This window comes from Dietzia sp. IBK-p2-15D (assembly GCF_057773105.1).
This window is the reverse complement of record NZ_JBYMTK010000002.1, coordinates 443,861-455,919: the sequence shown is the minus strand read 5'-3', so window position 1 is coordinate 455,919 and position 12,059 is coordinate 443,861. Positions and strand designations below refer to the sequence as shown.

The window sequence follows — 12,059 nt, the reverse complement described above, 5'->3', positions numbered from 1 at the left end:
ACTCCGGTGGCGACCGCGGTCGACTGTGACGCGATGACCCGTGACGCGATGAGTCGACGCGGAGTGGAGTGAGGGGGTGGGGCGGCGTGGCCGACCGGCCGAGGACGGGCGACGACGACGAGGCCCCCCGGCTCCCGGAGGTGACGGTTCCGCCGTGGTTGCGGACCGGGCCGACCCCCGATCACGCGATGCCAGGCGTCCCCGCCGCGGGCCGGTCGGCCGGTGAGGCCGGTGGCCCGGGTACCGGGCGGGCCGGGTCAGGTGAGCCCGAACCGTCCGCCGATGCCCCGCCCCCCACCCGCATCACCCTCGGCGCCGCCGGCGGCGATGCACACGCCCCGACGGCGGGGGAGCCGCGCACCTCGGCGGCGCCGGCCGGGACCGGCAGCACCCGGCGCGAGGCGGACGACCTGTCCACCCTCTCGCTCGGGGCCCCGGCCGCGGACCGTGACCTCCCCGAGGACGAACCGTCGCCGGCTCCCGCGGTGCTCGATCGCCGCCCGGCGCGGATCGCCCTGCTGGCGGCCGCCGGGGTCGCGGTGCTGGGTGGGTCCGCGGTCCTCGGGTTCGTCGTGACGCGAGGGGCCGTCAGCCCGGCGGACGAGCGGGACACCGGGTGCGTGGAGGTGGCCGAACCCGGCCGGGTGGTGGGCTCCGGGCCGGGCTCGCTCGAGACGCCGGCCGGGGCGGTGCTGGCCTTCGATCACGCCTACTACGTGGAGCGTTCGGCCGAGAAGGCCTTCGAGGCGGTCGCCCCCTCCAGCCGGATGACCGAGGAGCAGTTGCGCGTCGAGGGGGTCGAGCGGGTCCCCGAGGGCACCACTCACTGCGTGGACGTACGAGAACTGTCACCGACCCTGCTGGAGGTGGACCTCACCGAGTACCCGCCGGGGGCCGACCCGGTGCTGATCCGGCAGCGCGTCCGCGTGGCCGAGAACCCCGACGGCACGTGGGGGATCGTCTCCATCACCCCAGCCGGCTGAGCTCCGCCGCTCACGGCCCGGTGTCGAGGAACTCCGGTCCCGGGGTCCGCCCGGAGGCCACCGCGTCGAAGAACCCGGTCGTCGTGGGGCCCCACACGAGGTACGAGCCCACGGACCCGGAGGACATCCCGTCGTGGGGTGCGGTCACGGTGAGCGGGTCACCGCTGAGTCGACGCATCACCATGGCGAGGTTCCAGATGTGGTCGCCGGTGTCCACGGTGACCGCCTCCGACGCCGAGTTCACCAGGGGCACGGCCGTGAACGGATTGAGCAGGTTCCCGGGCGAGAGCGTCTTGCGCATGAGCGCGCCGAGGAACTGGCGCTGGTTGCGGACGCGCTGCAGGTCCTGCTCGGCGAAGCCGTAGCGGGTGCGCACGAAGCCCAGCGCCTGCGGGCCGGCGAGCGTCTGGCACCCGGCGGCGAGGTCGAGTCCGGCGAGCGGGTCGCTGATCGGCTCGTCGATGCAGATGTCCACGCCGCCGACCGCGTCGACGATCCCGGCGAAGCCGCCGAACCCGATCTCCGCGTAGTGGTCGATCCGCACCCCGGACTGCTGCTCCAGGGTCTGCGCCAACAGGGGTGGACCGCCGAAGGTGTAGGCCGCGTTGAGCTTGTTCTCGCCGTAACCGGGGATGTCGACCAGCAGGTCACGGGGTAGGGAGATGAGCATCGTCCGGTCCCCGCCGCGGGGGGTGTAGACGAGCATCATCGTGTCGGTGCGCTTGCCGCCGGCGTCCGATTCGGACCCGGTCGACAACTGGGCCTGCTGCTCGGCGGTCAATCCCTCGCGGGAGTCGGTGCCCACCAACAGGGTGACGGTGCCGGGCGTGTTGCCGCCTCGACCCGGGTAGTCGGTCAGCGCGTCGATCCGCTGCAGTTTCGAGTCCGCCCACAGCACGCTGACCACCCCGAGCGTGAGCACGACGACCAGCACCAGTCCGAGGATCCGCAGGGGCCCGATCCGGCGCCGCGGGGTGCGGCGGCTGCGGGGGCCGCGCGGCGTCCCCGCCGCCCCGCGCGGGGGGCGACGGTCGGGTCGCCGGCCGCGGCGGTCGACGGGCCCCCGGTAGGGGTCGCGCGAGCCGGCCCGTGCACCGGCGGGCTGCCGCGGGTTCCGGGGGTCGCGCCCGGCACGCGGGTCGCGGGGGTCGCGTCCGGCGCGCGGGTCGCGGCGGTCCCGGGCGGCGTAGCGGGCCCGCTCCTCCGGGGACAGCGGCTCCGGTTGCTGGCGTGGCTGATAGCCGGTGCGACCCACCGGACGCTCACGGCCCGCGTCTCGAGGGTCCCGCCGGGCGGCCCGGTCGCCCCGGTCGGGCCTGGCCGACGGGTCCCGCGGCGCGCCGGGGTCGGCGTAGCCACGGCGTTCGCGCGCGCGTCGCCGGAGCTCGGCGGCCTCCTCCGGCGTGAGGTGCCGGCGCCTGGAGTCGTCGGTCATGGGATCGGACTCTACTTGCCCGGTGCCGCGGTCGGCGGGTCCCACGGCCCCGGCGGGACACGCGTCACAACCGCGGGGGCCGCCCCGCTGCGCCGGGGTGTGCTGCCCCTATGTACGCGATTCGGCCAGGTGCGCTGCCCGAATGGACCAATCGGGACGCGCAACCTTAAGCGGTACGGGGCGCGGAGCGGCGGCCGGGCGGTCACAGCGACGAGTCGGGCGGTCACAGCCACGACAGGTGCGGGGCGAGCAGCGCGTAGCCGAGGAACGCGACCACGTCGAGCAGCGTGTGCGCCAGCACGAGCGGCCACAACCGGCGGGTCCGCATCCACCACAACGCGAACACCACACCCATCGCCAGGTTCCCGAGCCCGCCGCCGAACCCCTGGTAGAGGTGGTACGACCCGCGCAGCAGGGCGCTGGCCGCCAGGGCCAGTGCGGGCGGCACCCCCAGCTGGCGCAGCCGGATGAGCAGGTACCCCACCACGAGGATCTCCTCGGCGGCGCCGTTGCCGGCAGCGGACAGCACCAGCACGACGGGCCGCCACCACGTCTCGCCCAGACCCGATGCCGACACCTGCAGATTGACGCCCGCGGCGACCGCGCCGAGGTACAACGCCAGCCCGGGGACGCCGATGACAGCGGTCAGCGCGAGCCCCCACGCGATCTGACGGCCCGGACGGTCGCGCACGAGCCCGACGGCCCGCGCGCCGAGCCCGGAATGGGCGAGCAACACCAGCGGCAGCAGCGCCCACGCCAGCAGTCGCAGGACCCCGAGCGCCTGGTAGGCCAGGTCGAGCCACGAGTGCTCCGAGCGTGAGACGTTGAGAGCGGCGGTCTGCTCCCCGAGGTCCGCGGGTGCGAGAAGCGCGGAGACCAGGTCGAGGACGGCGTAGGCGCCGGACAGGCCGAAGGTGACGGCCAGGACGACGACGAGCTCGGCCACCAGTAGCCGGCGGACACGGGGGTCGGTCACCGGGTCGAACCGAGCCGCGTACCGGGCGAACGCCTCGCGGGGCGAGAGGGCTGCGCAGACCCGTCCTGTGCCCCGGGCCGGTGGCATCGACCCGCTCACCTCCACCAGGTCACTCGGGGAGCCGGACGTGGTCGACGACCCGGTCCATCCACCGGACGCCGGGAGCGGACTGCTGCGCGGTGGTCACGTACGCCACCCACCACCGGCTGTCCTCGGAACCGAATACGGCGGTGTACACCAACCCGCCGGAGTCCTGGTCTGGGATGCCGTCCGGGACCACCACGTAGGAGATCGCGGCGCCCGTGCCCGCCTCGTTGTCCACGGGGACCACCCGTTGTTCGTCACGGGTCCCGGACACGCCCAGGACGTACAACTGGATGGTCTCCGCGAGCGCGGTCGCGGCCCCCTGGTCATCGGTGATCGCGGCGGCGGCGATCCCGGCGTCCAGCGGACCGGCGAGGATGCGGGTGTCCAGGGCCCGGCCGGTGCCGACCGGCCTCAGCTGCACACTGCCGAACTCCGGGTCGTCGATCACACGCCAGCCGACCGGCACCTGCAGCTCGAGCCCGGAGTCCTCGTCGACGTAGTAGGTGCCGGACAGGGTCGAGTCCCGGGGCAGCACCGACGCGGGGTTCGTGGCCACGGCGGCGACGAGCAACGCGGCCAGCAACCCCAGTGCCACGTGGACGGTGCGCGGCCCGCGCTTTTCCTCAGGCGTGAGGTGAGAGGCGTCCGGGGCGTCGTCCGGCGCGGGGGTGTAGTCGGCCGCGTACTCCGGCACGGGGGAGTCGTCGGTACCCATCGGGGAGAGCGTAGCAACGTGCGGGGTGTGGCCCTGGGGTCATCGCGGGGGGTGTAGACCTGAGGCCATGACGGTGTCGCTCGAACTGCTCGGTCGCGGGCCCTCCCGGCCGGATCTGCTGGACGACCTCGTGGTGGACGAGGCGTCGATTGTGTCGGCCCTGGCGCGCTGGTCGGCGCCCGCCCCGGTCGAGGTGGAACCCTCGGCCGCCACCGGCCTGCCCGCGCTCGACGCGGTGGCCGGGGTGCTCGCCGCGGGAACCCCCGCGGTCGTCGACGTGGCCCCCGGGCTGGCGGGCCCCGGGCCCGCCGCCGACCACCTCGCGGACCTGCTGGCCGTGGCCGCGCACTCCGGGGTCGGGTTCGGTTCCGGGCTGGTGCCCCGTTGCGCCGACGCCGATCAGGTGTGGGCCATCCTGGCCAGCGCCGTGGCGGCCATGACCGGGGCGGACGTCCGCGCGGCGCTCGCCGGACCGGACCCGGCCCGGATCCTGGGCCTGTCGAGGTCGGCCCGGGAGGCGATCCGCGACGTGGTCACGGCCGTCCTCGTGCCCGATGGCCTGGTCGACGCCGTCTCGGCGGACCTCGCGTCGGTCGACGGTCCCTGACGCTGGCTAGGCTTGTCGTCGTGGTCACCGTCGCCTACCTGGGCCCGCCCGGCACCTTCACCGATGCCGCCCTGCACCGACTCCGCGCGGACGCGCGCGCCTCGGTGCTGCTCGCCGATGCCGAGGCGGTCCCCGCCGGCACCCCCGACGAGGCGCTGACCATGGTCCGCGCCGGCACCGCGGACTACGCGTGCGTGCCGTTCGAGAACTCCGTCGACGGCACCGTCAACCCCACCAGCGACGCGCTCGCGGTGGGGGACCCGCTGCAGATCTTCGCCGAGACCGAACTCGACGTGGTGTTCGCCATCCTGGTCCGGCCCGGCACCGCCGCCGACGACGTGCGCGTCCTGCGGACCCACCCCGTCGCCGCCGCGCAGGTCCGCCGCTGGGTGGGGATGAACCTGCCCCGGGCCCACATCGAGACGACCTCCTCCACCGCCGCCGGCGCCGAGGAGGTCGCCGCCGGCACCGCCGACGCCACCGCCGCGCCCGCCCGGGCCGGCGAGATCAACGGTCTGGTCCCGCTCGCCGAGAACGTCGCCGACATCGGCGGGGCGCGCACCCGGTTCGTGCTGGTCGGACGGCCCGCCCCGCCACCGCCCCGGACCGGCAGCGACCGCACCTGCGTGATCTTCGGGCTGCCCCACGAGCCCAACTCGCTGGTCCAGGCGCTCACCGAACTGTCGATCCGCGACATCGACCTCACCCGCATCGGCTCCCGGCCCACCCGCGTCGAGCGGTTCACCTACCTGTTCCACGTCGACCTCGTCGGGCACATCGACGACCCCGCGGTGGCGGAGGCGCTCGTCGCGCTGCGTCACCGGACCGCCGACCTGCGCTACCTCGGGTCGTGGCCCGTCGCCGGCGGCGGTGAGGCCGGTGCGCCCCCACCGGACCGCGCCGAGGAGATCGACTGGCTCGACCGCCTGCGACGCGGGGAGGACGCGGGGTGAGCGCCCGCCTCCACCTGGTCCGCCACGGACAGACCCCGTCCAACGTCGCCGGCGCCCTCGACACCGCCCTGCCCGGCGCGCCGCTCACCGACCTCGGACGCGATCAGGCACGGCTGGTGGGCGGGGAGCTGGCCGGGTCGGGGATCAGGCCGTCCGTCGTGCTCAGCTCCGAGGCCGCGCGCGCCCGCGAGACCGCCGGGCTCATCGCCGGGGAGATGGGCCTGCCCACCCAGGCCGTGCCCGGCGTCCACGAGGTGCAGGCCGGCCGCTACGAGATGCGGACCGGTGCCGAGGCGCTCCTGGCCTACAACCGGGTGGTGCGTGACTGGTTGGAACTCGGCGACCTCGACTCCCGGCTCCCCGACGGCGAGAGCGCCCTCGACGTGCGGGACCGGGCGATGCCGCTGATCACCGAGCTGCGCGAGTCCCATCTCGACAACGCCGTGGACGTGGTGTTGGTGGTGCACGGCACGCTCATGCGGATGCTCGCCGTGTTCGCCGGCGCCGTCCCCTCGCAGTGGGCGCTGGACAACCGGATCCCCAACTGCGGGGTCATCGAGCTCGCGCCGGATGGCGGCGGCTGGGCGTGCGAGCGGTGGGGCGACCACTTGGGGCGGCCGGGGTACTGACGGCGGCGAGCTCAGCCCCTATCGAGCTCTGCCCCGATCGGGCTCAGCCCCGATCGGGCTCAGCCCCGATCGGGCTCAGCCCCAGCCGAGCGCGTGGAGCGTCTCCTCGTCGATCCCGAAGTGGTGCGCGATCTCGTGGATCACCGTCACCGCCACCTCGTGGACCAGCTCCTCCTCGGTGGAGCAGAACGCGCACAGTGCGCCCCGGTAGATCGTGATGGTGTCCGGGAGGAACCCCGAGTAGGTGGTGTCACGCTCGGTCAGCGCCACCCCCTCGTACAGGCCCAGCAGGTCGGGCTCGTCCGGGTGGCGGTCGGCGATGAGCACGACGACGTTGTCCATCGCCTCGAACAGCGCGTCGGGCACCGAGTCCAACGCGTCGTCCACCAGTTCCTCGAATCGCGTCTCGGTGACGCGGAGGCTCACGGCGTCCCGCCGGGCACCGGTACCGACACCGTGCCCTGGCCCGTGTCGGTCGGGGCTCCGGGGACGCCCCCCGGCGGCTGACCCGGCGGCGGGATCTGGGTGGTGGTGGGAGCGACCGGGGTGGCTCCGTCGACCAGCACGCCCTGGCGCGCCGATCCCCGGAGTACCGCGAACGGCCCGGGCTCCGCGGCCTTCATCAACCCGCAGTTGACGGTCCGGCTACCCGTCTGCCACGAGACCTCCGAGATCGGGTTGACCAGCGTCGAGATGAGGGTCGTCCGCCGCAGTGCCTCGGCGTCACCGAGGTAGGCGACACCGGCCTCCCGGCAGGCGTCGGCCGTGAGCTCGGACTGCTGGCGGGGGTCCGGCGGGACCGGCCCCTCCGGGAACACGGCGGAGACGTCCACGTCGGCGACGATCTCGATCGAGTGGTCCTCCGAACAGGGCGTGGTCGCGCCGGGCAGGCCCTCGTCGGTGAAGCCCAGACAGGTACCCGGCTCCCATCGGCGGTGCTGGTCTGCCTGGGCGAACGTGCCCGTCGACAGGGCGGAGCGCCCGTCGAGTTCGGCGGCGGCGACACCGCACAGCACGCTGCGGTCGCCCTTGTCCCAGCCCTCCTCGGACGGCGGCACGACGAGCCCGGTGAAACGGCCGTCGGGGTCGACCTCGCGCCCGTCGGCGTACCTGGAGATCAGCGGGAGGCAGCGCTCGGTCCCCACCGGCGCCAGCTCGGCGCTGACCGGCAGCGGCGCGCCCTCCCCGAAGCCAGGCACCTGCGACAGGTCGATCCGGGCCGCCACCTCGAACCGGTGCGGCTCGGCGCAGTCCACCGTGTCGAACGAGGTGACGCGGTCCGCGGCGTCGAGCGACCAGGTCAGGCAGGTACCCGGCGCGGCCTCGGCGTACGCGGGCCCCGACAGGGTGCGCGGGTCGACCTGCGGGACGACCGCCGCGATGCGCTCGGCGCGGGAGGAATTGGGATCGTTGATCGCCGACGCCATGAGCGCACCGGTGACCGCCCCGCCGGACAGGATGGCGAGGAGGGAGGCCATGACCGCGCCCCGTGTGCGGAGCAGCGATCGACCACGGCGCGACGATCGGGTGGAAGTGGTCATCGCCTTCCATGATGCCGCAATCGCGCGGTCCCGATAGGATCCACTGCATGAGCGGACAGAACCACGACGAGCCGGCCGGTGCGGACGGCGACGTGCGCTCGCCGCGGGACGGGGTGGACCCGGAGGTTCTCGAGTTCGCACAGATGCTGTTCCAGCTGGCCCGCGACGGCGAGACCGAGCGGCTCGCGGCGTATGTCGACGCCGGGGTGAGCCCGGACCTCACCAACGAGCGGGGCGACGCCCTGCTGATGCTCGCCGCCTACAACGGGCACCCGGACACCGTCCGCGCCCTGCTCCAACGCGGCGCCGAGGTGGACCGCGCCAACGACCGGGGCCAGACGCCGCTGGCGGGAGCGGTGTTCAAGGGGTACGGCGAGGTCGTCCGCGCGCTCTTCGAGGCCGGTGCGGACCCCTACGGCGGGACACCCACCGCGGTCGACACCGCGCGCATGTTCGAGAAGGACGCCTTCCTCGAGCTGTTCGGCGTCTGATCCACCTGCGGCCACGGTCGCGGCTCGGGCCGGCCGGGTGGGGCCGCTAGGCTGAGGTGCGTGATCGATCTCAAGCTGCTCCGCGAGAACCCCGACGTCGTCCGCGACTCCCAGCGCACCCGTGGTGAGGACCCGTCGCTGGTCGACCAGCTGCTCACCGCCGACGAGGCCCGCAGGTCCTCGATCGCGGCCGCGGACGGGGCCCGCGCCGAACAGAAGGCCCACGGCAAGAAGGTCGGACAGGCCTCGCCCGACGAGCGTCCCGCGCTGCTCGAGGCCGCGGGTGCGTTGAAGCAGGCGGTCAAGGACGCCGAGGAGGCCGAGAAGACCGCCGCGGCGGAAGTCGAGCGACTCCAGCGGCTGCTGTCCAACGTCGTCGAGGAGGGCACGCCCGCCGGCGGCGAGGACGACTTCGTGGAGATCGAGCGCGTCGGCGAGATCCCGACCTTCGACTTCGAGCCGAAGGACCACCTCGAGCTCGGCGAGAGCCTGGGGCTGCTCGACATGGAGCGCGGAGCGAAGGTCTCCGGCGCGCGCTTCTACTTCCTCACCGGCTACGGCGCGCTGCTGCAGCTGGGCATGCTGCAGCTGGCGGCGCAGAAGGCGACCGCCAACGGCTTCACGATGATGATCCCGCCCGTCCTGGTGCGACCGGAGATCATGCAGGGCACCGGGTTCCTCGGCGCGCACGCCGACGAGGTCTACAAGCTCGACGCCGACGACCTCTACCTGGTCGGCACGTCCGAGGTCGCGCTCGCGGGGTACCACCAGGGCGAGATCCTCGACCTGTCGGACGGGCCGAAGCGGTACTGCGGTTGGTCCTCCTGCTTCCGCCGCGAGGCCGGGAGCCACGGCAAGGACACCCGCGGCATCATCCGCGTCCACCAGTTCGACAAGGTGGAGATGTTCTCGTGGTGCAAGCCCGAGGAGGCGCACGCCGAGCACGAGCGACTGCTCGGCTTCGAGAAGGAGATGCTCGAGGCGATGGGCCTGCCGTACCGCGTCATCGACATCGCGGGTGGCGACCTCGGCTCCTCGGCGGCCCGGAAGTACGACTGCGAGGCGTGGGTCCCCACCCAGGGCACCTACCGCGAGCTCACCTCGACCTCCAACTGCACGACGTTCCAGGCCCGCCGCCTGGGTGTACGGTACCGCGATGACGAGGGTCGGACGCAGACCGCCGCCACCCTCAACGGCACCCTCGCCACGACGCGGTGGCTGGTGGCGATCCTCGAGAACCACCAGCAGGCCGACGGCTCCGTCGTGGTGCCGGAGGCGCTGCGGCCGTTCGTCGGCAAGGACGTGCTCGAGCCGATCCGCTGACCACGAACCGCGGGTGGTCGCCGGGGTGTCCGGGGACGACGACGAGGTCTTCGGACGCCTCGCGGGCCGCCGCCCGGGTCACGGGCGGAACAGCATCATCACGCCGCTCGCGCTGGCGCACGTCCGGCCGTCGGTGTCGGTGACCCGGACCTGCACCACGCACGTCGACCGGCCCGCGTGCTCGACCTCCGCGCGGATCGTGGCGGGCGTGCGCTCCAACCGGAGCGCCCGGATGTACCGCACGGTGAGGTCGAGGGTGCTGTAGCCGACGCCCTCCTCCACGACCGTCGCCGTCGCGTAGCCGAGCGCCGTGTCCACCCACCCGGAGACGATCCCGCCGTGGACGGTCCCGCCGTTGTTCAGCGCCCACTCCGCGGGCTCGGCCGTCATGGTCACCGCGCCCACCTCGGCCGCGGACAAGCGGACGCCGAGCGTGTGCGCGCCGGGGGAGAGGTGTCGCTCGCCGTCGATGATGAGGCGCAGCGCTTCCAGACCCGCGTGCACGCTGCGCTCGGCCGCATCCGGCAGGGCAGGCCAGGAGTAGTGGCGGCCGCGTGCCACCGGGTCGACCGAATCGAAGGGGGCGTCATCCACCCCGCCGAACCTACCGGCAGGGGCGGGCACCCGTGTCGGTGCGGGCGGCTACGCTGGTGGCCGTGGAGCTGCTCTATACGGGGATCATCGGGTTCGCCCGCACAATGTTCAAGGTCCAGGGCCTGGACCTCACGATTCGCGGGGAGCGCAACTTCCCCGAGGTCGGTGGGGCGGTGGTGGTGATGAACCACACCGGGTACCTCGACTTCGTCTACGGCGGCATTCCGGCGCGCGTGCACAAGCGGTTCATCCGCTACATGGCCAAGGTCGAGGTGTTCGACCACAAGGTGTCCGGGCCGATCATGCGCGAGCTCAAGCACATCCCCGTCGACCGGACGGCGGGCAAGGCGTCCTTCGACGAGGCCGTCGCCCGTCTCCGGGCCGGCGAGCTGGTCGGTGTGTTCCCCGAGGCCACCATCAGCCGCAGCTTCGAGGTCAAGGGCTTCAAGTCGGGTGCGGTGCGGATGGCACTGGCGGCCGATGTCCCCATCATCACCGTGACCCTGTGGGGATCGCAGCGGGTGTGGACCAAGGGCCTGCCCAAGAAGCTCCTGCGCCCCAAGGTGCCGATCATGATGGAGGTCGGCGAGCCGATGCGGGCCTACGAGCCCGTCGAAGAGTGCACCGAGGAGCTGCGCTCCCGCATCCAGGCCACCCTGGAGCGCCTCCAACAGGAGTACGCGGAGCGCTACGGCGCCTACCCGGCCGGCGCCAACTGGGTGCCCGCCCGCCTCGGCGGTTCCGCCCCCACGTTGGAGGAGGCCACCGCCCTGGACGAGGCCGAGCACGCCGAGCGCATGCGACGCCGTGCCCAGAAGGCAGTCGACCCGGATGCCGATGCCGGTGACGAGCCGGAGGGACCGGCGGGCCCGGACGCTCCGTGACCCGTTCCCGACCGCTGCTCGTCGCCTCCGACGTCGACGGGACCCTGATCGACAACGATCACCTCGTCCCGGCCGCGAACCGGGCCGTCGTGGCGGACCTCGTCTCGGACGGGGCCACGTTCGTCCTGGCCACCGGACGCCCGCCACGCTGGCTGCCCCAGGTGGTCGACCAGTTGCCCGTCGCGCCCCTGGCGGTCTGCGCCAACGGAGCCGTCATCATGGACACCGACAGTGGCGAGTTCCTGGCCACCAGTCTCCTCGATCCCGAAACGCTCGCCGCGATCGACGAGGTGCTGCGCAGGCTGCTGCCCGGCAGCGGGATCGCGGCCGAGCGCCTGGGCGCCGACGCCGCGGATGCCGATTTCGTGGCCAGCCCGGACTACGAACACGCCTGGATCCATCCCGCGCACCTCGAGGTGGGTCACGACGAGGTCCTCTCCGAGCCGGTGCTCAAACTGCTCGCCCGGGTTCCCGGTATGCCGAGCGCCGACATGGTGGCGGCACTGCGCGGGGAGGTGGACCACCTGGCGGATCTCACCTACTCGACCACCGACGGGCTGATCGAGTTCGCGGCCCGCGGTGTGACCAAGGCGAGTGGGCTGTCCCGGATCGCGGCGGGGACGGCGGCCGGCGCGGCCGTCCCGTCCGACGCGGTTCCGGTCACCGTCGCGTTCGGCGACATGCCCAACGATCTGGAGATGCTGCGCTGGGCAGATCACGGGGTCGCGATGGGCAACGCGATCCCCTCCGTGCACGCGGCCGCCGACGAGGTCACGCTCACCAACGACGAAGCCGGGATCGCGCACGTCCTACGGCGTTGGTGGGGCTGAGCGCCTGACCC

General features: G+C 73.5%; 14 protein-coding genes. 8 read left to right on the top strand and 6 right to left on the bottom strand.

Annotated features, from left to right (window positions below; genetic code table 11):
* Window positions 1–86 precede the first annotated feature (86 nt).
* Window positions 87–983, top strand: coding sequence for a DUF8176 domain-containing protein (locus AC3DEV_RS05010; RefSeq protein ID WP_488371462.1), 897 nt, complete (start codon window positions 87–89; stop codon window positions 981–983).
* 10 nt (window positions 984–993) lie between these two features.
* Here the strand turns inward: AC3DEV_RS05010 and AC3DEV_RS05005 are convergent, their stop codons facing one another.
* The 3 genes from AC3DEV_RS05005 to AC3DEV_RS04995 form a co-directional block, all read right to left on the bottom strand.
* Window positions 994–2,418: an LCP family protein gene (locus AC3DEV_RS05005; protein WP_488371461.1), complete on the bottom strand. Its 1,425-nt coding sequence runs from the start codon at window positions 2,416–2,418 to the stop codon at window positions 994–996.
* A 223-nt stretch (window positions 2,419–2,641) separates the two neighbouring features.
* Window positions 2,642–3,481 (bottom strand): CPBP family intramembrane glutamic endopeptidase, encoded by an 840-nt coding sequence (locus AC3DEV_RS05000; protein WP_182634520.1) that lies wholly within the window; start codon window positions 3,479–3,481, stop codon window positions 2,642–2,644.
* 22 nt (window positions 3,482–3,503) lie between these two features.
* Window positions 3,504–4,196, bottom strand: a complete 693-nt coding sequence (locus AC3DEV_RS04995; protein ID WP_463666933.1) for an APA family fibronectin-binding glycoprotein — start codon at window positions 4,194–4,196, stop codon at window positions 3,504–3,506.
* A 67-nt stretch (window positions 4,197–4,263) separates the two neighbouring features.
* Between AC3DEV_RS04995 and AC3DEV_RS04990 the strand changes: the two genes are divergently transcribed.
* From AC3DEV_RS04990 to AC3DEV_RS04980, 3 genes are read left to right on the top strand one after another with little or no spacing between them, the layout of a single operon-like run.
* On the top strand, window positions 4,264–4,803 hold the full coding sequence (locus tag AC3DEV_RS04990) for a hypothetical protein (protein ID WP_313312550.1): 540 nt from the start codon (window positions 4,264–4,266) through the stop codon (window positions 4,801–4,803).
* A gap of 20 nt (window positions 4,804–4,823) precedes the next feature.
* Window positions 4,824–5,756, top strand: coding sequence for a prephenate dehydratase (gene pheA / locus AC3DEV_RS04985; protein ID WP_488371460.1), 933 nt, complete (start codon window positions 4,824–4,826; stop codon window positions 5,754–5,756).
* Complete coding sequence (locus AC3DEV_RS04980) at window positions 5,753–6,385, top strand: histidine phosphatase family protein (RefSeq protein WP_472981880.1); 633 nt, start codon at window positions 5,753–5,755, stop codon at window positions 6,383–6,385. Before pheA ends, AC3DEV_RS04980 begins: the two co-directional genes overlap by 4 nt.
* 75 nt (window positions 6,386–6,460) lie before the next feature.
* On the opposite strand, the gene AC3DEV_RS04975 is transcribed toward AC3DEV_RS04980, so the two are convergent.
* Complete coding sequence (locus AC3DEV_RS04975) at window positions 6,461–6,811, bottom strand: metallopeptidase family protein (protein WP_067714854.1); 351 nt, start codon at window positions 6,809–6,811, stop codon at window positions 6,461–6,463.
* Window positions 6,808–7,926 carry a septum formation family protein gene (locus AC3DEV_RS04970; protein ID WP_241742416.1) on the bottom strand — a complete coding sequence of 373 codons (1,119 nt, stop codon included), beginning with the start codon at window positions 7,924–7,926 and terminating at the stop codon, window positions 6,808–6,810. Before AC3DEV_RS04970 ends, AC3DEV_RS04975 begins: the two co-directional genes overlap by 4 nt.
* Window positions 7,927–7,973: 47 nt before the next feature.
* On the opposite strand from AC3DEV_RS04970, the gene AC3DEV_RS04965 reads away from it, so the two are divergent.
* Together AC3DEV_RS04965 and serS are read left to right on the top strand one after the other, a co-directional pair.
* The gene (locus AC3DEV_RS04965) at window positions 7,974–8,417 is read left to right on the top strand and encodes an ankyrin repeat domain-containing protein (protein ID WP_067714851.1); all 444 of its coding nucleotides are present in this window, start codon (window positions 7,974–7,976) and stop codon (window positions 8,415–8,417) included.
* Window positions 8,418–8,477: 60 nt separating this feature from the next.
* Entirely contained in the window at window positions 8,478–9,740 is a 1,263-nt protein-coding gene (serS, locus tag AC3DEV_RS04960; protein WP_488371459.1) for a serine--tRNA ligase, read from the top strand.
* Window positions 9,741–9,818: 78 nt separating this feature from the next.
* Here the strand turns inward: serS and AC3DEV_RS04955 are convergent, their stop codons facing one another.
* Window positions 9,819–10,334 carry a PaaI family thioesterase gene (locus AC3DEV_RS04955; RefSeq protein WP_069388726.1) on the bottom strand — a complete coding sequence of 172 codons (516 nt, stop codon included), beginning with the start codon at window positions 10,332–10,334 and terminating at the stop codon, window positions 9,819–9,821.
* Between the two features lie 62 nt (window positions 10,335–10,396).
* On the opposite strand from AC3DEV_RS04955, the gene AC3DEV_RS04950 reads away from it, so the two are divergent.
* Both AC3DEV_RS04950 and AC3DEV_RS04945 read left to right on the top strand, forming a co-directional pair.
* Window positions 10,397–11,218 carry a lysophospholipid acyltransferase family protein gene (locus tag AC3DEV_RS04950; RefSeq protein WP_173674785.1) on the top strand — a complete coding sequence of 274 codons (822 nt, stop codon included), beginning with the start codon at window positions 10,397–10,399 and terminating at the stop codon, window positions 11,216–11,218.
* Complete coding sequence (locus AC3DEV_RS04945) at window positions 11,215–12,048, top strand: HAD family hydrolase (RefSeq protein ID WP_067714844.1); 834 nt, start codon at window positions 11,215–11,217, stop codon at window positions 12,046–12,048. The genes AC3DEV_RS04950 and AC3DEV_RS04945 overlap by 4 nt, the downstream gene beginning before the upstream one ends.
* The last annotated feature ends 11 nt before the right edge of the window (window positions 12,049–12,059 follow it).

Coding starts and splice junctions, on each gene's coding strand:
- AC3DEV_RS04970 (WP_241742416.1), bottom strand. CDS start 7,926: ATGACCACTTCCACCCGATCGTCGCGCCGTGGTCGATCGCTGCTCCGC.
- AC3DEV_RS04995 (WP_463666933.1), bottom strand. CDS start 4,196: ATGGGTACCGACGACTCCCCCGTGCCGGAGTACGCGGCCGACTACACC.
- AC3DEV_RS05000 (WP_182634520.1), bottom strand. CDS start 3,481: ATGCCACCGGCCCGGGGCACAGGACGGGTCTGCGCAGCCCTCTCGCCC.
- AC3DEV_RS05005 (WP_488371461.1), bottom strand. CDS start 2,418: ATGACCGACGACTCCAGGCGCCGGCACCTCACGCCGGAGGAGGCCGCC.
- AC3DEV_RS04965 (WP_067714851.1), top strand. CDS start 7,974: ATGAGCGGACAGAACCACGACGAGCCGGCCGGTGCGGACGGCGACGTG.
- AC3DEV_RS04990 (WP_313312550.1), top strand. CDS start 4,264: ATGACGGTGTCGCTCGAACTGCTCGGTCGCGGGCCCTCCCGGCCGGAT.